We start from the raw sequence: 21,651 nt of genomic DNA on the forward strand, positions 1-21,651 counted from the left end.
GGACGGGCTACCGTAGTCATATGATGTTTGATTTCGCCCTGGCTCGCGGGGATTTTGATTCTGCCACCTCCCAGAGGGAGTCTGTGGATCTCACAGCTGAGTCTGGAGCCCATGGGGCGGTGGTGACCGCGGTGCGTGAAAGCGGCGAGTTTGCGGTGACGTTTACGGAGGGGAAGCCGCTTCTTTGGCGACCGGAAGGTGAACAGCTGGGGGCGCTGGTCTCAAGCGTGCCTGACGACAGCATCTGGTTTATGGGTAGAACAGCCGAGGGGTTCCCCCTACTGGTGGTTGTACTACCAGACGATCTCAACGGAGCCGGAAGCCTCTTCTCCCTCCTGCCGGAGGAAGTTCGCTGGTTGGACCTGATCGCCTTTGCCGCCGAACTTGAGGACTACTCGGCGTCACTACTGGTCACCCAGGCTACAGCTCTGCTTGCCTGGCATCGCTCCACAAAGTTCTGCCCGAACTGCGGAAGCCCCCTGACCCCCGGTTCGGCTGGCTGGAGCGCGCACTGTAAGGAATGCGGACGCGTTGAGTATCCAAGGACGGACCCGGCCGTGATTGTTGCCGTTGTCGATGTGGAAGATCGCCTGCTGCTTGCTCACAATGTTCTTTGGCCTGCGGGCCGAATGTCCCTACCCGCGGGCTATGTCGACGCTGGTGAAAGTGCGGAACGTACGGTTCCAAGAGAGCTTCGTGAGGAAGTTGGGATAGAAATCTTCGGGCTGCGGTATCTTGGCTCGCAACCGTGGCCCCGCCCTCGGTCGTTGATGCTGGCCTACACTGCCAAGACCATGGTGACCACGCCAGTTCCAGATCAAATTGAAATCGACCATGCCCGATTCTTTACGAGGGATGAGCTGAAGAAAGCAGTCGCAAGCAAAGAAGTCCTGCTACCCGGACCGGCGGCGGTCGCACATACTGTCATCGGCCTGTGGATGCGGGGGGAACTCCCGTGAGCCAGACTCGACATGTTGAGGAAGTAAGGAACGTGACGACATTGCGCTCACCAGAAGAGCTCTTGGATGCGCTTGACCCCCAGCAACGTGAGGCGGCACTCCAGGTGTCTGGCCCGCTCTGCGTGCGCGCGGGGGCCGGTACGGGGAAGACCCGTGCAATCACCTACCGAATTGCCTACGGAAGTGCTGTTGGCGCGGTTGATCCCAACACTGTTCTCGCAGTTACATTCACTGCGAAGGCCGCAGCAGAAATGTCCTCGAGGTTGCGGGCTCTGGGTGCTGGGAGAGCTCAAGCGATGACTTTCCACGGTGCAGCACTCAAGCAGTTGGCATACTTTTGGCCCCGCGTCAGCGGCGGACCACTTCCAAACCTGATGCCGCACAAAGCTTCCGTGGTGGCGGCTGCCGCAAGCAGGGTAGGGATTCGTGCTGACAAGCTTGTGGTTCGCGACCTCGCCGCTGAACTCGAGTGGGCCAAGGTGTCGATGGTGACGCCTGACGGCTATGCGGACTTCGCAAAGGCAAACCTACGAACCCCGCCCGCAGACCTGACTGTAGATGACTTTCCGCGTCTCTATGAGGCCTACGAACAGGCTAAAGCAGATCGTAACGCCATTGATTTCGAGGACGTGTTGCTGTTGCAGTGTGGACTCTTGGAGGAACGTGAAGACGTTGCGCGGGCAGTCCACTCACGCTATCGAAGCTTCGTGGTTGATGAGTACCAAGACGTTTCCCCCGTGCAGCAACACTTGCTTGACCTGTGGAGAGGGGAGAGGACAGACCTGTGCGTCGTCGGTGATGTCGCACAGACCATTTACTCATTCACGGGCGCCAGCTCCAAATACCTTGAGGAGTTCCCGAAGCGTATGAGGGGTGCCAGAGTGATTGAGCTGGTCCGTGACTATCGTTCTACCCCCCAGGTTGTCGCACTAGCAAACCAAGTCGTCGCCTCCGCGAAGGGGATGGATGGTCGTGCAACTACCCTTGGGCTGCCCGGCGCGGTTCGCCTGCAGGCACAACGGCCCATGGGGCCCGCGGTCTCCTTCGAACGCTATGATCACGACGTTGCAGAGGCGCGGGGCATCGCTCAGAGCATCAAGGAGCTTCACCAATCGGGAGTTCCACTTTCGGATATTGCGGTCCTCTACAGGGTCAATGCGCAGTCTGAGGCATTTGAGGAAGCCCTTGCAGATGTCGGTCTCGCCTTCCAAGTCAAGGGTGGAGCACGGTTCTTTGATCGTGAGGAAGTGAAGAGGGCCGTGCTGCTTCTGCGTCAACAAGCACGGGTGCGCGCCCTCGCCGGACAGGAAACTGAGTCTCTTCCTGACATGGTCGCCGAAGTGGTTGGGACACTGGGCTGGCAACCGACACCGCCCACCAGTGCCGGGGCTGTGCGGGAACGATGGGCCAACCTGGATGCCCTGTTAGACATGGCGCGCCGCAATCCGCAGCAGACGCCAGAACAGTTCGTCTCTGAGCTGGAAGAGCGTGCCGCCGCGAAAGCGTCGCCGACGGTTGAGGGTGTGGTCCTCTCAACGCTTCATGCTGCAAAAGGTTTGGAGTGGGACGCGGTTTTCCTCGCAGGGCTTTCGGAGGGGCTGATGCCGATTTCAATGGCGGACACGCCCGGCGGAATCGAAGAAGAGAGGCGGCTCCTTTACGTCGGTGTTACCAGGGCGCGGATCCACTTGAGCCTTAGCTACTCGCAGGCTCGATCTGCAGATCGCAAAGGTAAACGCACGGTGAGCCGTTTCTTGACCAAGATGTGGCCCAGGGAAGAAACGGCCCGTGGAAGGTGGACTGCGTCTAAACCCGGCAACAAACTGAACACACGCACAAAGTCCGGCGATATAAATGCCCAGTTCTTAGCAGAGGCAGATCAGAGTACAAGGGAGTTGTTTGAGAGTTTGCGCCAGTGGCGACTTGGCGTGACACGTGAGAGCGGTAAGCCGGCATTTACGGTTGTTGCGGATGCCACTCTCAGAGACGTGGCAACAGCGAAACCAAGGACGCTCCGCCAGTTGGGGGCATTGCGCGGAATCGGGGCTGTGAAGCTTGAAGCATACGGAACCCCGATCCTTCGCATCGTGAAGGATTACCTCCCCGGGTAGTATCAGGCGACCTGAGCCACCCCTTGACTGATCGGTCCCCGTCTGCACGAACAACCCCTGTGTGGGTACCATTCCCGAACCTCTACGCCGCTGGGGCCTACAGTCAATGAGTGCGACACCCCTCCCAGCCCGGCCGGACCAGATGCACCAATGGGTGTGGCCCCGGTTGCTGCAGCATGAATCAGCGTCACCGCTAACCCGGCTGCGGTCATACAAAGATGGTCAGCGGTAATTGGCTGGGGTGCAGTTGCGAGAGCTAGGGACGACTTAGCCCACAGCGGGAATGAGTCCTGAATGCTCAAGTCTGCGCACAGTGCGCAACCAGTTACGCCGGGAACCATGAGGGGACCGACTTGCACTTCCCGGTCACGTTGGACAATTGGCAGGTGGGGAGTGTCGCTGGACAGGAGCCGACCCAGGGTCCCATGGTCCCAAACACTGCTGCTGCACACTATTGCAAGATCAGGCAGAGTAAGTCCCGTTATTCGCAGTCCGGGGTAGCGTTCGCGAAGGTGCCGAGACAACACGGTCTGTTTTGTTCGCCCCAGCTGTTTCTCCGTGAACGCGGGTGGCATAACGCGGTCAACAGCGCGGCGGTCGCGCAACTCCAGCTCGCGAACTCCCTCTTCAGCGAGGAGCGCAGCAACGCGGGCACCAACCCTGTCGAGCCCGGAAACACGTACTCGCAGTTCACCCAGAGGGTTTGCCCCGTCCTCTAACAGTCCGACGGCGTCCAACATGACCAGCATTTCCTTCTGGCGGGGCGTCAGCGAACTGGTGTCGTGTGCTGGGCGCGAGACACGGTCTGGAGCCCGATGTGTGAGAGCAGATGTTTGGGTTCCAGGTGGGACTGCAGTCTCTATTCTGGACAGACTCTTGATCCATGCAGACTCTGCAGGTGAGAGAGCAGAGAAGACCACGGTCCTTGGTGGAGCAGACCCCACCTGAAGCTTTCCCGGTTCGATTTCGCCAACAAATGTGTGAGGGCGCAGAAGCCTCATGGATGTACCGTCCTTGGTTTCACAGGTTCAGAAATGACTTTCTCAACTGTGTACCAATCGCAGCCTCCACGTGCATTGGATTTGAAACCTGTGGACAACCCTGCGGATAACAGAACTGGGGACGCTCTAGAGGTCCTCTGGCTCGGTGTCAGAACCGTCGCCCACCTCAGGGGCCGATCCGCGCATTTCTTTGGGCACGGATTCGTCAAAGCCCAGTGTTCCCGAAAGGAGCGCTGACAGTTGCTCATCCAAGTCGCTGAGCTCTGGGTCTGTTGGAAGATCCTCAAAAAACGTGTCGGGATTTGCGAGTTGAGCAGATGTTGGAACGCGGTCTGGGTGAGCCCAGACATCGTCGCGTGCTTCCGGCCCGCCTTCGTCCGTGAGTCTACGGAAAATGGTTGCTGCACTGCGCGTTTGGCGAGGGCGGAGCTCAAGGCCGACCAGCTGGTGAAGCAGGTGCTCTCCGGATGACCCGGTAACACGGCGCCGACGCATCATTTCCTGAAGTTGGGGTCCGTGGGGGAGGTAGGGGGCGATCGCGGCTGCGGTCGTGACCTCCACCCACCCTTCGATGAGTGCCACCAGCGTTTCGAGTCTTTGCTGTGCTTGCAGTTGTGACTCGGTGGGTTCTGCCGCGAAAATGCCCCCGCTCATGGCTACTTGCAGCGACTCTGGGTTCGAGGGATCAATCGACTGTGCAGCCTCGATGATTGCGTCTTGGTCAAGGGAAATCTCCCTTGCATACCTTTCAATAGCAACTTGCAGGTCGTGCTTCAACCAGGGAACCGATGCAAAGAGCCGTGCATGCGCACACTCTCGGACTGCCGCAAACTGGAGGACTTCCTGATATCCGATGTCAAGACCATCAGCGAATGCGGAGATATTGGTGGGGACGAGGGCGGTGACGTCACCCTCTGTGAGAGGAAGACCGGAGTCGGTGGTGCCAAGCGCTTCCTTTGCCATCTCGGTCAGGGCACTACCAATCTGCGAGGCAAATGCCATTGCGGCCATCTTTGGGAGCATCGAAGATAAAGATTGGGCCAGCCCCGCCATTTGGTCGTCGCGGTCTAAATCGCCTGCGCCCATTTGTGATGCCATAGCGTCGGCCATGGCGCGCGAAGCGTTCTCAGCAACGGGATTGCAGATCTTCTTCCAGGCTGGCAGCGTCTGGTCAACCCACTCCACCTTGGTCCAAGCATCACGGGTGACACCTTTGACTGCAAAGCTGGTGACTGGATCAAGCCACAGATCGGCGACCGTAAGTGCTTGTCGCACAGTTTGTGCCTGAGCGGCTGAAAGGCGGGGGTCGCCGGACTGGAAAACCTGCTGGCGTGACATTTCTTCAACCATGCGCCAGTTCACAGGGTCGGAGGAAGCGTTCATGAGGAAACGCATCTGACCCATGGCTTGAGAAATGGCCTGGGGAGAGTCCATACCTGGTAGGGCACTTAGATCAAAGCCCTGAAGCCTCATCGCCTCAAGTGCGTCGCCTGCGGCCCCCGGGCCCAGCAGGGACTCCAAAAACGCTCTGAGTGGGTCGTCGCTATCTTCAGGACGGAAGTCTGGGTTCTGATCCATAGGTCAAGTTTAGCTTTCCTCACGTTGTGAGCCTTACGCCTTCGGCCGAATGTCGCCGAGGTTGAATCAGTGCACAATAAACCCTATGGAATCAGTGCACACCCCTTCAACAACGACCAGGCGCGACCGGTTGGTGACGCGTTGGACCAGGGTCCTTTTCGCTGTCTTAGTTGCGGCGGCTCTCGTCATGGCTGTTTCGTTGATACCGGTTGGTTACGTGATTCAAGATGCCGGCCCCACTGTGAATGTCTTGGGAAGTCAGGCTGACACTCCCGTTCTTGAGTTTTCACAGTCCGGTGACTACACAAAGCACGTGGTTCGTGAGAAGGTCCCTGACGAAGGGCAACTGCGAATGGTCACCGTTTCCTCGCTGGGTGGTCCCGGTACCACCGTGCGCGTCGGCGACGTCGTGAGGGCATGGTTCAGTCCCAGCACTGCGGTGATTCCATACTCTGACCTTTACGCGCCTGAGACAACCGCCGAGGACGTTGCGGAGGCGGGTGCCGTGCAAATGGAGTCTTCACATTCGGCCTCAGCCATTGCTGCCATGGACTACTTGGGTATTCCAATGGAGACCACCATGACGGTGGCTGGCACCGTTCCGGGTAGTGGAGCCGATGGGCAGTTGCTGGAGGGAGACGTACTCGTTTCGTTGCAGACCCCCGACGGGGTCGTGCATGAGGTGAACTCTCCGTCGGTCCCGTTTGTCCTCATGGAGAACACTCCCGCAAACTCAACGATCGGTGTGACTGTGCTTCGCGACGGGGAAATCCATAAAGTTGACATCGTCACCGCGGCCCCGCAGACATCGGAGGACGAGGGCGACAGATCTGATGGGGACGAGGACGGGGACGACAGCGGTGACAATGCGCCTCAGGGATCCCGAATGGGGGTCTACCTTGGGGCCGATACAGAGATGCCCATCGACGTGTCAATACATCTTGAGCGAATCGGTGGTCCTTCGGCGGGGCTGGTCTTCGCCCTCGGCATCGTTGACCAGTTGACTCCCGGTGGGATCACCGGTGGAGAGTCCATTGCTGCCACGGGCGCGCTGGACTTCGTTGGCAACGTTGTGCCGATTGGTGGTGTGGTGCAGAAAATGTACGGTGCAAAACGGGATGGTTCGCAGTGGTTCCTGATCCCGGACGGTAACTGTGCGGAGGCGCAGGGGCGGGAGCCCAATGGCTTACGCGTCGTGCCGGTTGAGACCCTCAGCGAAGGTGTTGCTGCAGTTCAAGCTATTGCTGATGGCGATGGGGACTCCCTGCCCACGTGCAGCTGATGGCTACGGCGCGGTTATGCGTCCTGAACGTCGGGGTTGAAACCCATCCGCAGTGCCTCAACCAAGGCGGGCACTAGGTTTTCACCCTTACCAACCCGCTCGGTATCATCGAACGTGCGGGCTCGCACAGCGCACCATGAATCGCCCTCGCGTGTGATTCCGATTGTGAGTCGCACGTCAGTCCGGGCCGGGTGATTGCTAATGAAATCGAGGGCTTCCTGCGGGTCGTCGGGAGCCTCGTCCTCGACCGAGGGGGGAACGATAATTCGTTCAACGGTGAGTGCCGAACCGAAAACAGACTCCGGCCACGCCAACTTGGGAAGAACTTCTTCCAGCTCATCGTTGGGTATAGAGTCTTGGAGAATGGCTGAAAGGTGCGCCGCTGTGCCGTCCCAGGCTTCTCTAAGGCTCGCCAAGACGTCCTCGGGAACATCGTCGGTTGCGAGCAACTGTTTGGTTGGAACCAGGGCGTAGAGCGCCGGGGGTCGGTCCCATCCCAGGCTTGCCGCGCCGACCTCAATCTCTTCAGTTACCTTCCGCAGGGCCGCGGCACGTGGAGTGGGGAGGGACATGGGGACCTGATCGAGGGTGTGCTGCGTGGGGTCCGCTTGTGGTGCTCCGTGGATTTCGCTCATGGCGGCAATAGTAGCCGCTCGTCTTTGATGTCGGCGCTCAAGGGTAGAATGTCCCCAAATCATCAGTGGGTTCCGAGGAATGTGCGGGCCCCAGAGAGGACAGCGGTGACTTTCTTCCCGACAGCAACGCCGGAGCCATCCCGAGAGCCTAAGAAGGAACCAGAGGGTCGGTCGGGCGAAGGTCCTACGACGAAGGCCGCTCTCCGCAGCCCTCTTGTGATCACTTTTGGCATCATTATTCTTCTTGCCGTCATCATCTATGTTGCGTCACGCGTGTGGACAGAGGTTCTGTGGTTCGACCAGCTCAATGCAGCGAGGGTGCTGTGGACACGTTGGGGGGCAGCGGCGGTTCTGTTCTTGGTGACCTTCGCGGTCCAGTTCGCGGCGATCACTGCCGTTGTGACTTGGGCATACCGTACGCGACCCTCCCGTCTGGGCGGTCAGAGCGGGTCCACACTTCGTGAATACCAGAAGGCTTTGGAGCCTTTCCGCAAGGCCATTTTTTGGGGTCTTCCGGCGTTAATCGCACTAATGACTGCCGCCGGAATGGCGACGCAGTGGCAAACCTTCATGGTGTGGTTCAACCGCACGCCATTCGGGGTAACTGATCCTCAGTTCAACCTTGACATTGGCTTCTATGTCTTCACGCTACCGATTCTTGACACTATTCTGAGTTTCTTGCTCAACACGGCTGTTGTGTCTCTCCTTGCCGTCATCATCATCGGCTACCTCTACGGAGGCATATCCTTCTCGCCTCGCTTTAAGATGATGTCCAGTGCCAGAATGCAGATCGGAATTCTCGGCGCGGTCCTCTCGCTGATAGTCGCATTGCGTTACTGGGTGGGGATTTACTCCCTGGTATTGGGAACTGGTGACATCGTTGATGGGGCTCTCTATCGTGATGTTCACGCGGTTCTGCCGGCACAGATGATCCTTGCGGTAATCTCACTTCTGGTCGCCGTGCTCTTCCTTGTGGCAGCATTCCGCGGAACGTGGAAGTTGCCGGCGGTTGGTGTGGCCGTGACTGTTGTTTCCGCCCTCGTGGTTGGTGGCGCGTATCCCGCCCTCGTCCAACAGTTCCGGGTGACGCCAAACGCGCGACAGATGGAAACCCCATACATCCAGCGCAACATTGACGCGACGCTGGCAGCATATGGACTGGACGAGGTCGAGTATCAGACATACGCAGCAAAGACGGATGTTTCTCCGGGGCAGCTGCGTGATGATGCAGAGGCGACTTCGCAGATTCGTTTGCTTGACCCGATGATAATTTCGCCGACGGTTCGCCAGCTGCAGCAGTCACGCCCCTATTACACGTTTGATTCCAAGCTATCGGTTGATCGTTACACGATCGATGATGAGCGCCGCGACACGGTTATCGCTGTGCGCGACCTCAATCAGGGAGGCCTGCAAACCGAGCAGCAGACATGGGTCAACCTTCACACTGTCTATACCCACGGGTACGGCGTGGTTGCCGCATATGGCAACACGGTTCGTGCCGACGGCACGCCGGCGTTCTGGGAATCTTCGATTCCGTCGGTTGGTGAGATGGGGGATTACGAACCCAGGGTCTACTTCTCACAGAACTCACCCGAGTACTCGATTGTCGGCGCACCTGAGGGAGCAGCTCCGCAAGAGTTGGACTATCCCGACGACAACGCACCATCCGGTCAGGTTCAGTCAACCTTTACGGGGGATGGCGGACCTTCGGTGGGTAACCCATGGAACAAGCTGCTCTACGCAATCAAGTTTGGCTCCACCGACATCTTCTTCTCCCAGCAGACCAACTCTGAGTCACAGATTCTTTACGAACGTGACCCACTTCAGCGAGTCTCAAAGGTTGCTCCGTACTTGACCCTTGAGAAGAAGGCTTACCCGGCAGTCGTTGACATGGATGAGGACGAGTCGACGCCCAAGCGCCTCGTGTGGATTGTTGACGCATACACGACTTCGGCAAACTATCCCTACTCAGAGCGTGTTTCCCTGTCAGCGGCGACGACCGATTCGCGTACGGCAGATATGTCGTCGCTGCTCGTTTCAGACACTGTGAACTACATGCGCAACTCAGTGAAGGCAGTTGTTGATGCATACGACGGTTCGGTTCAACTGTTTACCTGGGATGATACTGACCCGATTCTAGAGTCCTGGAAGGGCGTCTACCCGGGCATGATTCAAGATATGTCTGAGGTTTCGGGCGATCTGATGTCGCACTTCCGCTACCCAGAGGACATGTTCAAGGTCCAGCGTTCATTGCTTGAGACGTACCACGTCACAGAGGCTGCTGAGTTCTACACCGGTGGTGACCGTTGGAGGCTTTCGGAAGATCCCACGGCCTCGACCGCTGAAGGTTCAACCAGCAGCACAATGTTGCAGCCGCCCTACTACCTGACAATGCAGATGCCGGGTCAAGACAGTGCAGAATTCTCGTTGACCTCGGTCTATGTTCCAGCAGGTGGTGGTGAATCTAGACGTGCCGCGATGGCCGGCTTCCTAGCGGTCGATTCTGAGACGGGCGACACTCCGGGTGAGGTGCGCGATGGGTATGGGAAGTTGCGGCTCATGGCGCTGCCGTCCTCGACCACGGTTCCAGGACCAGGTCAGGTACAGAACAACTTCAACACCGACCAGCAGGTGGCGACTCAGTTGAACCTGCTGAGTCAGCAGGGATCTTCGGTCATCCGGGGTAATCTGCTGACACTTCCAGTCGGTGGTGGCTTGCTCTACGTGCAGCCCGTCTATGTTCAGTCGACAGGATCGACCTCGTATCCGGTTCTGCGCTATGTACTCACTTCATTTGGTGACCAGGTGGGCTTCGCTAGGACACTGAACGAAGCGCTAGACCAAACCTTCGGGGGCGACGCTCAAGCAGTGACCGGGGACGAGGACGTGGCGCCAACAACGCCCGACGGTGACGAAGGGGAGGCGCCTCTCGAAGGCGATGAAGCATTGAACGCCGCGATCATGAGTGCTCGGGATGCCATGGTGGCTGCCGATGAGGCGATGAAGGCGGGTAACTGGGCAGCGTACGGGAAGGCTCAGGATGCGCTGAATGCTGCACTGGAGGAACTGATTCGTCTGCAGGAACTGGTTGACGGAGCAGCTGCGGGCACCGGTGAGGACAGTGCTACCTTCACTCCGGGTGAAGATAGCACTGGTTTGGGCACCCTTGGTGAGGATGCAGAAGTAGCAACGGAGGACGGTAACTAGACCAGACGCGTTGATTCGCACGCTGAGGGTTCACCTACGTGGTTGAGCCTGGCATGTATGGAGGGGGACTCGGGGCGGCCCGGGTCCCCCTCTTGCTGCTGAGGCATTTGCGCAGGTGGGGACTATGAGGGAGAACACGCTAGGGTCGGTTGCCCCAGCAGTTGGCACTGCGTAGACTGTACTAGCCGACGCGGGGTGGAGCAGCTCGGTAGCTCGCTGGGCTCATAACCCAGAGGTCGTCAGTTCAAATCTGGCCCCCGCTACTAGAAGGGCCCTCTGGCCAAGTGAGAATCTTGATCAGAGGGCCTTGTCGTTTAAGCCGGATCTTCAGTTGGCCCTGGCGCGGGATTTAGGGGCTATAGGACATTTGGTGTGTCTTTTGGGGCTGTTTTCTGTGGGGATGCGGCCATTATTGGTGTCTAAACTCGGGGGTTTGGGCGTGTCGTTAGGGTTGCCAGCGTCCGGCCCAGCCTTTTCTGGCCCATGTTCCACCACGCCAGATGCCTTTGCCAACTAAGCCGGGGAGCTCCTTATTCTTTGACATGTCGAATCCAAGGTTTGCATCTCCGAAGAGTGTTGCGTTGACCGCTGATGCCGTCGCAAGCATCGCTGCAGATCCGAGCAGAATGAAGCCAGTCTTTCCCATGACTGCTTGCCCTGCGATGGCGAGGACGTGTCCCTGGTGCTTCTCCATTTCTGAGACGGACATGAGGACCACCACCAAGGTGCTAACCACTACGTATATGGCGATTACCGCGAAGAGGGCCGTGTACATGGCTCGAGGTAACTGCTTCTTTGGGTTACGCATGTCGGCGGCGGAGTTTGTGACGACACCAAACCCCTCGTACGTCACGTAGAGGAGGCCGGCAGCGAAGAAGATACCCGTCCAATGCGCGTCGCCCCCGGTCGTGAACCAACAAAGTTCACTCCGATGATCATTAGCACTAGTCCTATGCCGAGCGCTTTCGCGCCCCAGTCGGGCATGTGCCAGGCGAGGACTTCCGCCGCGTAGCCCCCGAAGCCGACCGCGTACAGCGCCATCGCTATGACCCAACCCAGGAACTGGAAAACATTGAGCCCGCCCGACAGGGTGTTCTCTCCGAAGCATCTAATCAGGAACTCCCCAGCCCCTCCTCAGCTGGGGAATACTGCGCCGAGCTTCGAGTAGGAGTAGACGGAGAATGCTGCAACCGCACCGCCGACAATAAACGCCAGCGGTACCCATGCTCCGGCTATGCTCGCAGCGAGTCCCAGCAGCGTGTATAGGCCGGCACCCATCATCCCGCCTACGCCGATGGCGGTTGCTCCCATCGTGGTGACTGAGCCGGTTCCCTTGCTTTGAGTGGTGGATTCTTCCAGGGTGCCAGAGGCCACTTGTCTTCTCCCTCATCCGATGACTGATCGGAGCGCTACCGGTGTGTCTCGCACAAATCTACGTGGATTTGCTAGGCAGCGCAGGATGAGGTGGGGGTACACCAAATGGTTCCGCTAGGCTCCGCCCGCAGCGAGCCGCATCAGATCCGAGTCAAAGTCAATGCCCGCATCCACAGACTCTGTTGTGACCTGGTGATCGGGGAAGGTGCGGCGGTACTCTGACTTCTCCTGGTTGCGTAGGGCGCGCTTCACGTTCAGTGCGGCGAGGGTAGCAAGTTCGGTTGCAGCCCTCTCGACCCTCTTTTTGACAGCAGAAGGGTATGCGGAGTCTTCAGTCGCAACGAACACTGATGTTGGAACTGTCAGGGCGCGGAGGTAGGCAAAGAGTGAGCGCATTTCGGCATCAGGCACTAGGCCATGGCGTGGCGTGCCTGCCGTTGCCGCCAAGACAACGGGGGTTGCAAGGACGGCGTCATCTGCAGCGAGATCCCAGAAAGACTTAAAAAGCCCGGACATGCCGGCCTTGTAGACGGGTGTTCCTGCCACGACGGCGTCGGCCTCTTCAACAATTTGGAGGTCGGCGCGCAGATCATCTGAGATCATTCCGGTCGCCAGTCCGATCCCCAGATCTCTTCCGACTTCCCTTAGGTTCACGAGGTGGACCTCGACGAGGGCGCCCTCGTTCTCTAACATTTCCCTAACTGCCGCGCCTATCTGGCGAACGAGGGCGGTTGTAGACGAGCTTTCTGAAGATCCGGCGCTGACGAGGGCGACCTGGATCGGGTTGGCGCTTTTCATGCCGATCACACTCTCCTTGGCTTTGATTGTTTTGGAGTCGTTTGATGTCCAAGACGAGGAGGAATGACGCTCCGTCATCGTGGACACGATACTAAAGGCGCGGGAGTGTTACCTTCACGGAGGGGTCACTGTCTTGGTAGGGAGACGTGCCCGTCACATTGTCGCCACGGTTGGGGTTGGGGCGTGGCTGACGTGGTTCCGCGTCTCCATATTTTTCCTTCACTAATGAGGCATGTGTTGGTGCCTCCGGGGTGCCCGCGGGCGTTGCGGCAGCGGTTTCCTTCCTGAGGACCGGCAGAATCTCAGAACCAATGAGATCCAGCTGTTCGAGGGCTTCCTTCTCCGGGAGTCCGTGATCAATTAGGAACATCTGGCGCTGGTAGTCGCCAAAGTACTCACGCAAGCCCAGCACGCGGTCGATTATCTGCTGGGGGCTTCCAACCAGCAACGGGGTTTGTGCAGCAACGTCTTCCAGTGCCGCGCCACCGCTGTAGACGGGCGAGGCATCAAAGTAGGGTTGGAACCCTCGGAATGCCGCTTGGCTTGTCTTCGCAACGTAGACCTGCGCACCAACTCCGACGATGGCGTCCTCGGGTCTACCATGCCCATAGTGTGCGTAGCGGTTGCGGTAGAGGTTGATTAGCCGTCTGAAGTGCGACATTGGCCAGAAGATTCCGTTAGCGAAGTACCCGTCTCCGTAGTAGGCGGCCTGCTCCGCGATCTCTGGCGTGCGGATAGAGCCGTGCCAAACAAACGGCGCCACGTCATCCATGGGGCGAGGGATCGACGTAAACCCTTGGAGTCCCGTGCGGAACTTGCCTTCCCAATCCACGACGTCTTCGTTCCAGAGGCGGTGAAGCAGGTTGTAGTTCTCGAGGGCGAGTGGCAGTCCCTGTCGGATGTCTTGTCCGAACCAAGGGTAAACGGGGGCCGTGTTGCCTCGTCCGAGCATGAGGTCGAGCCTGCCATCGACAAGGTGCTGAAGAAGTGCGTACTCTTCAGCAATGCGCACAGGGTCATTCGTTGTGATCAGCGTTGTCGCAGTCGACAGCTGTAAGGTCCTGGTGCGGGCGCCAATGTTTGCAAGGAAGGTCGTAGGTGAAGAGATTGCAAATGGCGGGTTGTGGTGCTCGCCGATAGCGAAGACGTCGAGGCCGATCTCCTCGGTCTTGACGGCGAGGTTGGTCAGAGCCTTGATGCGCTCATGCTCGCTGGGTGTGTGTCCGGAAACAGGGTCGCGGGTCACGTCGCCAACTGAGAAGACTCCAAATTGCATGTCGCTCTCCATCTATCTAGGTGCCAAAGTCTTATCGATAACCCCCAGTATATGCAAATGCATGTAAACGGGTCCATGGTCCCAGAGTATTGGATCCGTCATACTCGTGCCGAGTCTCTACGATCACTGCCAACTGGTCGGAAGTGGACGTCCTTCCTGGTAGCCGGCAGCCGTTTGTACACCTATGACTGCCCGTTCGGCAAACTCTTCAAGGTCACGCGCACCGGCGTATGTGCATGCGGAGCGAACCCCGGACGTGATCTCATCGATCAGGTCTTCGACGCCGGGGCGTCGAGGATCCAGGTACATGCGTGATGAAGAAATACCTTCTTCGTAGAGTGATTTGCGTGCGCGGTCAAACGATCCGGATGCTGCAGTGCGTGCAGCGACAGCGCGTGCTGATGCCATGCCGAAACTCTCTTTGTACAAACGGCCTTGACCGTCAGTATGGAGGTCGCCGGGAGACTCATGGGTGCCGGCAAACCACGACCCGATCATGACCTGGCTGGCTCCGGCTGCGATCGCGAGGGCGACATCTCTTGGGTGGCGAACCCCTCCGTCAGCCCAGACGTGTTTTCCGAGGGCGTGTGCTGCCTTGGCTGTCTCCAACACTGCGGAAAACTGTGGTCGGCCAACCCCGGTCTGCATGCGTGTGGTGCACATTGCTCCCGGCCCTACGCCAACTTTGACGATGTCAGCTCCTGCAGCAATGAGGTCCTCGGCTCCCGCACCTGTAACAACGTTGCCCGCCACCACAGGAACATCTGGGCTCAGAGAGCGGACTCGCCTGACCGCGTCAAGCATCTTGACTTGGTGGCCGTGAGCTGTGTCCACAACCAGGGTGTCGACTCCTGCTTCGAGGAGTGCCTTGGCCTTTCCTTCAACATCGCCGTTTATTCCAACTGCGGCGGCAACACGCAGTTTCCCGGTGTTGTCGAGCGTGGGTGCGTAGACACTGGAGCGCACAATGCCCTTCGAGGAGAGGATACCGACCAGCTTTCCGTGATTCACAACTGGCGCAAAGTGCAAGCGTTGGGAGTCTAGCTTTGCGTATAGATCGCTAAGTGCCTCGGGTGAGTGTGAGACGTGGGAGTAATCAAGGACGACAGGGTTCGGCGTCATTACTTGCCTTGCCTGTGCGTACATGTCGACGCCTCTGCAGTCTTTGGTGGTGATGATGCCAATGGGCTTCCCGTCCTCGACCACGATTGCGGCATCGTGTGAGCGTTTAGGAATAAGGCTTAGGACCGCACTGACAGGCATGTCCGGGGAAACGACTATTGCGGATTCGACGACGGGGTCGGTGTCTTTGACGCTACTGAGCACATCCGCAACTATCTCCAGCGGAATATCCTGAGGGATCACCGCCATCGCGCCACGCCGCGCCACTGTCTCCGCCATTCGACGTCCGGATACTGCCGTCATGTTCGCGACGACGAGCGGGATTGTCGTTCCTGTTCCATCATCGCTGGCAAGGTCAACATCGAAACGAGAGACGACATCGGATCGAGAGGGCACGAGGAAGACATCGTCATAGGTTAGGTCGTTGGAATGCGCTTGTCCGTTTAGAAACTTCATATCCATAGGTTATGCGCAGAAGCAAACAGAATCACGACTCAATCACGCCTGGCTGTGAGATTTGCGACCCGCGCCCCACATCGAGGTCGTAGTTCCCGATGTGGGGTCGCCCATCCAATGTCGAGAGGTTCTTCCTTTGGCTTGGCGTAGCCCTAGTGCGAGGGCGTTCCTCTTCTATGAAGTGGTTGGCGGCTGGAGTATCGGTACTGCAGTGCCACGGTGCTTGCTCCCACGGCTATGAGAATCCCCCCGAGGGAGAACAGAGCAATGGAGCCTGTCGCCCCTGTCTGTGGCAGATTGGGGCTTAGTGGGTCGGGAAGAACCGGTGTGGATGTTTCCCGTTCTTGATCCGGTAGGCCAGGTACAGATCCAACTGCGACGTTGCGCACTTTCCCCGCAGCCACATCGCCATCATTCACCACGTAAGTGAATTTTGGATGAGTCGGGCACGTGACCTTCTGGGCTGGCTTAAGCGGAGCGCTGGCACTGAGACAAGGGACTTTCGAGACCCCCAGCAGTGGGTCAGTCACAAACGCACTTGTCAGGTCAACATTTCCTGTGTTTGTCACCTCAAACTGGAAGAGGATCTTATCCCCCTTGGACGCCTTGCCTGTCTCAATCTGCTTTCCGTTGGCATCGGTGATTGTGGCTACGGATTTGCTGAAGCTGAATGCGGGTCCGATCGTGGTGGTTGTTGTGCTTTCATCCTCACAAGCCAAACCCAGTTTTGGATCGACGCAGAGGGTTGCTTGGTTCGTGACTTTTCCAGCGTCAACATCCTTCTTGGTGATGGTGTGGAAGAACTCGCCCACACACTGGGTGGAAGCCCCGGGAGCTAGCGGAGCAACTAGACACTCGCGGTCTGAGATTCCCAACATCTTGTCGGTGAGTTTCGCGGATGAGAGGGGAACTTCCCCTGTGTTCTTTGCCGTGAAGGTGTATTTGATGTTGTCCCCCTCGTCTCCCTTCCATCCGTTCCCGTTGGAATCAACTGCCTCTGAAGCCTTAGTAAACGCGAACGATGGCTTGGCGAGTGGAGTTGTCACCTCCGCACTGCAGACAGATTGCGCATCGGCTTCTCCGCATACCCGGTCGCCCGCATTTGAAACCCGATTGGTCAAGGAGCCTGCATTCTGCGTGGACATCACCTCGACATTGACAACGTCAATGAACCTACCTGTGGATGAAAGAAAGCGAGGCCCCCAGGTAACGGTACGTTTCGCAGCATCAAACGTTCCATTGTTATTGGCTGAGATGAACTTGAGACCCTCTGGAAGATGGTCGGTGGTGATGACATTCGAGATTGCCCGGTCGTTATCTTTTCCCGGGGTGGTTGTGATGGTGTACGAGATGGTGTCCCCGATGGCGGCACTATCGTTTCGGCTCGAAGAGTTCACTTCCGCTGTTTTGGACGTGGTGAGGGAAAGATAGTCAGCGCTAGATGCGGAGCCTTCGCCGGTAGCTGCGGTCAGATCCCATGATGAGGCACCGTTGACAGGAACGTTCGATGTCATTCGTAGGGAGTAGGAAGTTCTTTGCTTCTCTCCGTACATATACGTCCGGAGGTTAACTGGCATGGTCCCAGAGGCACCAAGTGCTTGGGCCATGCTTTGAGTGATGGTGAAAACTTGGGTCGACGCCGTGCAGGTGTCTACTTGTGCCATCCCGGCAGTATCGATGAGCCAGCCATTGGTATCAGCGGTCTGCACTTGGACCTGTCCGTTGCAGGAGGGGCTTAGGCCCGCCGATAGGTTGGATATCGTTACTTTCCACCCCGAGGCAGGAATTCGGTTGTAGTTGATGCGGATCCCAGGTTGTACGGCCGGCTTCCCGTTGACAAAAGCCCCACCGTTGAGGGCCGCGCCCTCAAGCTGCTGACCTGAGGCAGGAATAGACCAGTTCCCAGCAGTTCTCGCAAGTTCAACTCCGTTGCTGGTGGCAATAATTGGGCCACTGAAAGCGCTCCGGTTGAGGTAGTATGCCAGCTGCAAGTCTATAAAACCTTTTACGTTAGAGTGCGTCTCTACCTGCTCAGTTAGCGTGATTGTTAGCCGCCAGCGCCCGAGTTTTCCCTTCTGCTCGAAGTTCTTGGGTTGCGCGACCGCGAACACGGTCCCAACTGCATCTTTGATTTCAGTTGTGCTAGTCGTGGCATAGATCCATGGAGCGCTGAGATCCACATCATATGAATCGCCGACCTTAGCGCCGAGTGGGACGCTAAAATCTATGCGAATCCGTGGGTTCGGTATCGAGCCAACACTGCCGGAGGTCGGTGCGATTGACACGGTGAGAATGTCAGGTGCGGTCGCACGGGACATCAAGCGCGGGTCAGGGGTGGACCGCTCTTCCCAGTGGGTTATTCCAGAGCGGGTTACGATTTCCTGGCCCGTATCGGGATCTTGCTCCGTGATTGCATCTGAGTGTGTGGGGTCATCCTTGTGCTCTCGAGGGGCCTCTACGGGTTGAGAGATCGCCCCTGGGACATCATCCGCAGATTCAGGTGCTTCTTCTGGGGCAACCTGTTGGCTAGGCCCGGAGGATTCACCACTCGCCCCGCCCTCCGAATAGGGCGGGGAGATGGCTGACGCGGTAGTTGCTGCGGACAGGGCGATGATCAGTACGGACGCGGCTGTTACTGCACGCGCGAGTATGGGTGGACGATGGTTTTCGTTGGACATCCCTGCTTCTTCCTCATCTTGGGCGTAGCCGCCACCGTGGCGGCAACGGTTGTGACAACCCAAGGTAGGCGGGAAAGAAGATTGAAGCAGCCCGTGCACGAAGGAGTTGTGGATAACGCCAGATGTGGCGCGCGGGGGACAGAGCCGTGTGTGTCGGACTGCCTGTGAGTTTGGGTTGAGAAGTGGAGAGTTATAACTGTTACGTCACGCGGAGCTGGTTCGGCCCAATTTGCCCATGAATCACGCCGTTATGCAAGCCAAACCCGCTCCGTATGGCTCAAGTAGCTCCCTTATGACATGTGGTAGCGCGGGTAACAACCTCAACAACAAGCAAACAACAACCCACCGACTCAAGACAGTCTGGCAGCCCGCGAAGCCATAGAGCACGCCAAACAAAATGCTCCCCGGTGGCGAACCAGCTTCGCTGGGCAACCACCGGGGAGCACCTGCTAATGCATCCGTCTCCATTTTGCCTTATGAGAGGCGGGAAGACTTAGTGACGCGTGAAAGAGTGAATGATCTGGACAATGCCGTAGACGATTGCCGACAGGCCGATAACCCACCACAGGGCGATAGTCGAGTAGATCGGGGAGAACACGATGACTAGGCCCGCCAGGATGGAGACCACTGCGTAGAAAGCAGTCCAACCCTTAGATGCCGACTGGCCCAAACGTGCGAAGGCCACAAAGCCCTCGTAAATCCAGGTCACGCCAATCATGATGGCCATGAACACGAAGAAGAACGCCGCTGTGCTCTTGAGGCTTGTAAGTGCGACTACACCCGAGATGACGAACAGTGCACCGAGAAGGATGCGCCAGATGCGGGCTCCGAAGGCCATTCCCTGGGAGAAGGCACCTGCACCGACGTAAACCAGCCCTGCGACAATTACGTAAACGGCAAAAATGCCGGTAACGATAAGGGCCGTCTTTGTTGGCCAAACCATAATTGCGATACCTGCGGCGAGGGAGAGGAGTCCGAAGACACCCATCGCCATGCGCAGCTTCTCGCCTGCTTGCTGAATAATATTTCCACTCATTTTTAAGTCTTTCTATTCTGTCTGTCAGACGCGGTCGAGACACCTCTAGACGAGGCAGGAGTGTCGGATACCTAGCCCAGATCCTCAGCATCCAGAAGACCATTCTGGTATGCCTTGGCCAAACGACGAGGGATGCGAACTTCGCGGCCCCCAACCTTAATCGTCTGTAGCGCACTCATCTTGGCTTTCCAAGCTGAGCGGCGGGTGCGGGTATTCGATCGCGACATTTTTCGCTTTGGAACTGCCATAGCTAAGTCGCTCCTTCCGGGTTCTAGTGGTCTGCTTCGGCCCAAGTAGATTAGTTTGCCGGATGGCTTTGGGCACGCGGACGCCTGGTAGCGTCGCTACTGAACTGCTCAAGTCTGCCACGATTTGCCGCGCTTAAGCCAGTTTGAAGCGGTGGATCTGGATGTGAGGTTAGTCCCGGGGAGAAGTGCGAAGATGGGGTAATGCTAACAGTGGCCACCGGGACCAGCAGTGAGGTTGAGCAGGACATCAAGAGATCGCGTTTCATCGCGTTCCTCTGTCCAGCGGCTTCTGAAGCTGCTGCGCGTGAAGTCATCTCTGCGCGCCGTAGACAGTTCCCGGATGCCCGACACCATTGTTCGGCTTTCATTTTGCAGTCAGACGGGGCGACCCCACAGATGAGGTTCTCAGATGATGGAGAACCGAACGGGACGGCGGGGGCACCAATACTTGATGCTCTCCGAGGTGCTGGTCTGACCAATGTTGTGGCTGTCGTGACCCGCTATTTTGGCGGCACACTGCTTGGTACAGGAGGTCTGGTCCGGGCGTACTCCGGTTCCACCCAAGCCGCGATCCAAAATGCGCAGTTGGCCAAAATTGAGAACTGCCCCTCCTTCTCTGTGGCTCTGGACCCGTTTCTTGCCGGTCGCGCGGAAGCAGAGTTGCGGAGCCGCGGATGGACCGTAGAGAAGGTGACGTGGGGAGAGATTGTCAGCATTGACTTCTCCGTGCCACAGAATGAGGAGGGCGAAGTCGAACCGTTTATCGCTCAACAGACCGGCGGTAAAGGCAAGGTCAAGCGACGTGCCGATCGCTTCCTAGAAGTTCTGCTCTGAGCTGTAAAGAGCGTCCACATTTGGCTCGTCCCTAGTCGGCGAGCCAATCGGCCACTAGCATTTACGTGACCTGCTGCTTTCGAAATGAAAAGAGGACCCCTCATGGCAACGATTCACCCTTCGATTGACTCAACAATCGGCAACACGCCACTGGTCCGCCTCAACCGCACCATGCCGGAAGGCGTTGAGGTTCTTGCCAAGATGGAATACTTCAACCCCGCCGGCTCAGTGAAGGACCGTATAGCGCGACAGATCATCGAAGCAGCTGAGGACTCAGGAGAACTCAAGCCAGGCGGGACAATCGTTGAAGGAACCTCAGGAAACACGGGGATCGCCCTCGCCATGGTCGGTGCGGCAAAGGGGTACAAGGTTGTCCTCTTCATGCCCGCATCAATGAGTAAGGAACGCCGGGCAATCTTGCGTGCCTACGGTGCTGAGCTGGTGTTGACAGACCCTCCACTCGGGATGAAGGGTGCAGTCGCCGGAGCCGAAGAGTATGTGAAGAGCCACCCGGGTTCCGTCCTCGCTCGACAGTTCGACAATGCTGCAAATGTGCAGGCACACGTTGAGACAACCGCGGAAGAGATCTGGAGAGACACGGACGGCAACGTGGATGTTGTTGTTGCTGGAATTGGTACCGGTGGAACAGTGACCGGCGTTGGCCAGGTTCTGAAGAGTCGGAACCCGGAAATCCAGATCGTCGCGGTTGAGCCAGTCGACTCACCCCTCCTCACCCAAGGAACAGCGGGACCGCACATCATCCAGGGCATTGGAGCCAACTTCATCCCGTCAATCTTGGACCAGTCCGTCATTTCAGAGGTTATCGATGTCGAGGGCGATGCATCCCTTGTCGCAAGTCGGGAAGCCGCGAGCGAGGAGGGACTCTTGGTAGGTATCTCTTCGGGCGCTGCTCTAGTTGCGGCCAAGGAAGTTGCGAGTCGTCCGGAAAATGCTGGTAAGACTATTGTTGTGGTGCTCCCCGATGGCGGAGAGCGCTACTTGAGCACCAAACTCTACGAGCAGTACATGGATTAACCAGACCGGCGTAGGGCCCGA

18 protein-coding genes and 1 tRNA gene are annotated in these 21,651 nt (G+C 57.9%); 7 read left to right on the top strand and 12 right to left on the bottom strand.

From position 1 onward, the window contains the following. Positions 1-20 precede the first annotated feature (20 nt). Positions 21-959 carry an NAD(+) diphosphatase gene (gene nudC / locus H2O65_RS03065; protein ID WP_182142134.1) on the top strand — a complete coding sequence of 313 codons (939 nt, stop codon included), beginning with the start codon at positions 21-23 and terminating at the stop codon, positions 957-959. Beyond that, complete coding sequence (locus tag H2O65_RS03070; protein ID WP_259349569.1) at positions 956-3,070, top strand: ATP-dependent helicase; 2,115 nt, start codon at positions 956-958, stop codon at positions 3,068-3,070. The genes nudC and H2O65_RS03070 overlap by 4 nt, the downstream gene beginning before the upstream one ends. Positions 3,071-3,072: 2 nt before the next feature. On the opposite strand, the gene H2O65_RS03075 is transcribed toward H2O65_RS03070, so the two are convergent. Continuing rightward, the gene (locus H2O65_RS03075; RefSeq protein WP_182142135.1) at positions 3,073-4,071 is read right to left on the bottom strand and encodes a hypothetical protein; all 999 of its coding nucleotides are present in this window, start codon (positions 4,069-4,071) and stop codon (positions 3,073-3,075) included. 126 nt (positions 4,072-4,197) lie between these two features. Then, positions 4,198-5,649 (bottom strand): zinc-dependent metalloprotease, encoded by a 1,452-nt coding sequence (locus H2O65_RS03080; protein ID WP_182142136.1) that lies wholly within the window; start codon positions 5,647-5,649, stop codon positions 4,198-4,200. Between the two features lie 85 nt (positions 5,650-5,734). On the opposite strand from H2O65_RS03080, the gene H2O65_RS03085 reads away from it, so the two are divergent. Further along, the gene (locus H2O65_RS03085; RefSeq protein WP_182142137.1) at positions 5,735-6,931 is read left to right on the top strand and encodes a PDZ domain-containing protein; all 1,197 of its coding nucleotides are present in this window, start codon (positions 5,735-5,737) and stop codon (positions 6,929-6,931) included. A gap of 14 nt (positions 6,932-6,945) precedes the next feature. Here the strand turns inward: H2O65_RS03085 and H2O65_RS03090 are convergent, their stop codons facing one another. After that, positions 6,946-7,566, bottom strand: coding sequence for a PPA1309 family protein (locus H2O65_RS03090; protein WP_310649239.1), 621 nt, complete (start codon positions 7,564-7,566; stop codon positions 6,946-6,948). A 105-nt stretch (positions 7,567-7,671) separates the two neighbouring features. On the opposite strand from H2O65_RS03090, the gene H2O65_RS03095 reads away from it, so the two are divergent. After that, positions 7,672-10,773: a UPF0182 family protein gene (locus tag H2O65_RS03095; protein ID WP_259349570.1), complete on the top strand. Its 3,102-nt coding sequence runs from the start codon at positions 7,672-7,674 to the stop codon at positions 10,771-10,773. A 189-nt stretch (positions 10,774-10,962) separates the two neighbouring features. Then, a tRNA-Met gene (locus tag H2O65_RS03100) sits at positions 10,963-11,036 on the top strand. A 182-nt stretch (positions 11,037-11,218) separates the two neighbouring features. Here H2O65_RS03100 and H2O65_RS03105 read toward each other — a convergent pair. The 9 genes from H2O65_RS03105 to rpmF all read right to left on the bottom strand — a co-directional run bounded on the left by H2O65_RS03105 (position 11,219) and on the right by rpmF (position 19,761). Further along, positions 11,219-11,653 carry an amino acid permease gene (locus H2O65_RS03105; RefSeq protein WP_259349603.1) on the bottom strand — a complete coding sequence of 145 codons (435 nt, stop codon included), beginning with the start codon at positions 11,651-11,653 and terminating at the stop codon, positions 11,219-11,221. Then, entirely contained in the window at positions 11,623-11,814 is a 192-nt protein-coding gene (locus tag H2O65_RS10455) for a hypothetical protein (RefSeq protein WP_259349621.1), read from the bottom strand. The genes H2O65_RS03105 and H2O65_RS10455 overlap by 31 nt, the downstream gene beginning before the upstream one ends. Positions 11,815-11,907: 93 nt before the next feature. After that, positions 11,908-12,147 (bottom strand): hypothetical protein, encoded by a 240-nt coding sequence (locus tag H2O65_RS03110; protein WP_182142140.1) that lies wholly within the window; start codon positions 12,145-12,147, stop codon positions 11,908-11,910. A 114-nt stretch (positions 12,148-12,261) separates the two neighbouring features. Then, the gene (locus tag H2O65_RS03115) at positions 12,262-12,945 is read right to left on the bottom strand and encodes a CE1759 family FMN reductase (protein ID WP_182142141.1); all 684 of its coding nucleotides are present in this window, start codon (positions 12,943-12,945) and stop codon (positions 12,262-12,264) included. 91 nt (positions 12,946-13,036) lie between these two features. After that, positions 13,037-14,221 carry a CE1758 family FMN-dependent luciferase-like monooxygenase gene (locus tag H2O65_RS03120; RefSeq protein ID WP_182142142.1) on the bottom strand — a complete coding sequence of 395 codons (1,185 nt, stop codon included), beginning with the start codon at positions 14,219-14,221 and terminating at the stop codon, positions 13,037-13,039. 123 nt (positions 14,222-14,344) lie between these two features. After that, positions 14,345-15,799, bottom strand: a complete 1,455-nt coding sequence (locus H2O65_RS03125; protein ID WP_182142143.1) for a GuaB1 family IMP dehydrogenase-related protein — start codon at positions 15,797-15,799, stop codon at positions 14,345-14,347. Positions 15,800-15,951: 152 nt separating this feature from the next. Next, positions 15,952-18,477 (bottom strand): Ig-like domain-containing protein, encoded by a 2,526-nt coding sequence (locus H2O65_RS03130; protein ID WP_182142144.1) that lies wholly within the window; start codon positions 18,475-18,477, stop codon positions 15,952-15,954. Between the two features lie 493 nt (positions 18,478-18,970). Continuing rightward, complete coding sequence (locus H2O65_RS03135; protein WP_182142145.1) at positions 18,971-19,513, bottom strand: HdeD family acid-resistance protein; 543 nt, start codon at positions 19,511-19,513, stop codon at positions 18,971-18,973. A 71-nt stretch (positions 19,514-19,584) separates the two neighbouring features. After that, positions 19,585-19,761 carry a 50S ribosomal protein L32 gene (gene rpmF, locus H2O65_RS03140; RefSeq protein WP_182142146.1) on the bottom strand — a complete coding sequence of 59 codons (177 nt, stop codon included), beginning with the start codon at positions 19,759-19,761 and terminating at the stop codon, positions 19,585-19,587. A 201-nt stretch (positions 19,762-19,962) separates the two neighbouring features. On the opposite strand from rpmF, the gene H2O65_RS03145 reads away from it, so the two are divergent. Both H2O65_RS03145 and cysK read left to right on the top strand, forming a co-directional pair. Beyond that, a complete protein-coding gene (locus H2O65_RS03145; RefSeq protein ID WP_182142147.1) occupies positions 19,963-20,595 on the top strand; it encodes a YigZ family protein in 633 nt (210 codons plus the stop codon). Between the two features lie 102 nt (positions 20,596-20,697). Then, positions 20,698-21,630 carry a cysteine synthase A gene (cysK, locus tag H2O65_RS03150; RefSeq protein WP_182142148.1) on the top strand — a complete coding sequence of 311 codons (933 nt, stop codon included), beginning with the start codon at positions 20,698-20,700 and terminating at the stop codon, positions 21,628-21,630. Positions 21,631-21,651 lie beyond the last annotated feature (21 nt).

It is taken from the genome of Schaalia sp. JY-X169 (genome assembly GCF_014069575.1).
GTDB lineage: Bacteria > Actinomycetota > Actinomycetes > Actinomycetales > Actinomycetaceae > Scrofimicrobium.

Coding starts and splice junctions, on each gene's coding strand:
- H2O65_RS03120 (WP_182142142.1), bottom strand. CDS start 14,221: ATGCAATTTGGAGTCTTCTCAGTTGGCGACGTGACCCGCGACCCTGTT.
- H2O65_RS03115 (WP_182142141.1), bottom strand. CDS start 12,945: ATGAAAAGCGCCAACCCGATCCAGGTCGCCCTCGTCAGCGCCGGATCT.
- H2O65_RS03145 (WP_182142147.1), top strand. CDS start 19,963: ATGCTAACAGTGGCCACCGGGACCAGCAGTGAGGTTGAGCAGGACATC.
- H2O65_RS03090 (WP_310649239.1), bottom strand. CDS start 7,566: ATGAGCGAAATCCACGGAGCACCACAAGCGGACCCCACGCAGCACACC.
- H2O65_RS03080 (WP_182142136.1), bottom strand. CDS start 5,649: ATGGATCAGAACCCAGACTTCCGTCCTGAAGATAGCGACGACCCACTC.
- H2O65_RS03085 (WP_182142137.1), top strand. CDS start 5,735: ATGGAATCAGTGCACACCCCTTCAACAACGACCAGGCGCGACCGGTTG.
- rpmF (WP_182142146.1), bottom strand. CDS start 19,761: ATGGCAGTTCCAAAGCGAAAAATGTCGCGATCGAATACCCGCACCCGC.
- H2O65_RS10455 (WP_259349621.1), bottom strand. CDS start 11,814: ATGGCGCTGTACGCGGTCGGCTTCGGGGGCTACGCGGCGGAAGTCCTC.
- H2O65_RS03125 (WP_182142143.1), bottom strand. CDS start 15,799: ATGAAGTTTCTAAACGGACAAGCGCATTCCAACGACCTAACCTATGAC.
- nudC (WP_182142134.1), top strand. CDS start 21: ATGATGTTTGATTTCGCCCTGGCTCGCGGGGATTTTGATTCTGCCACC.
- cysK (WP_182142148.1), top strand. CDS start 20,698: ATGGCAACGATTCACCCTTCGATTGACTCAACAATCGGCAACACGCCA.
- H2O65_RS03075 (WP_182142135.1), bottom strand. CDS start 4,071: ATGAGGCTTCTGCGCCCTCACACATTTGTTGGCGAAATCGAACCGGGA.
- H2O65_RS03135 (WP_182142145.1), bottom strand. CDS start 19,513: ATGAGTGGAAATATTATTCAGCAAGCAGGCGAGAAGCTGCGCATGGCG.
- H2O65_RS03130 (WP_182142144.1), bottom strand. CDS start 18,477: ATGTCCAACGAAAACCATCGTCCACCCATACTCGCGCGTGCAGTAACA.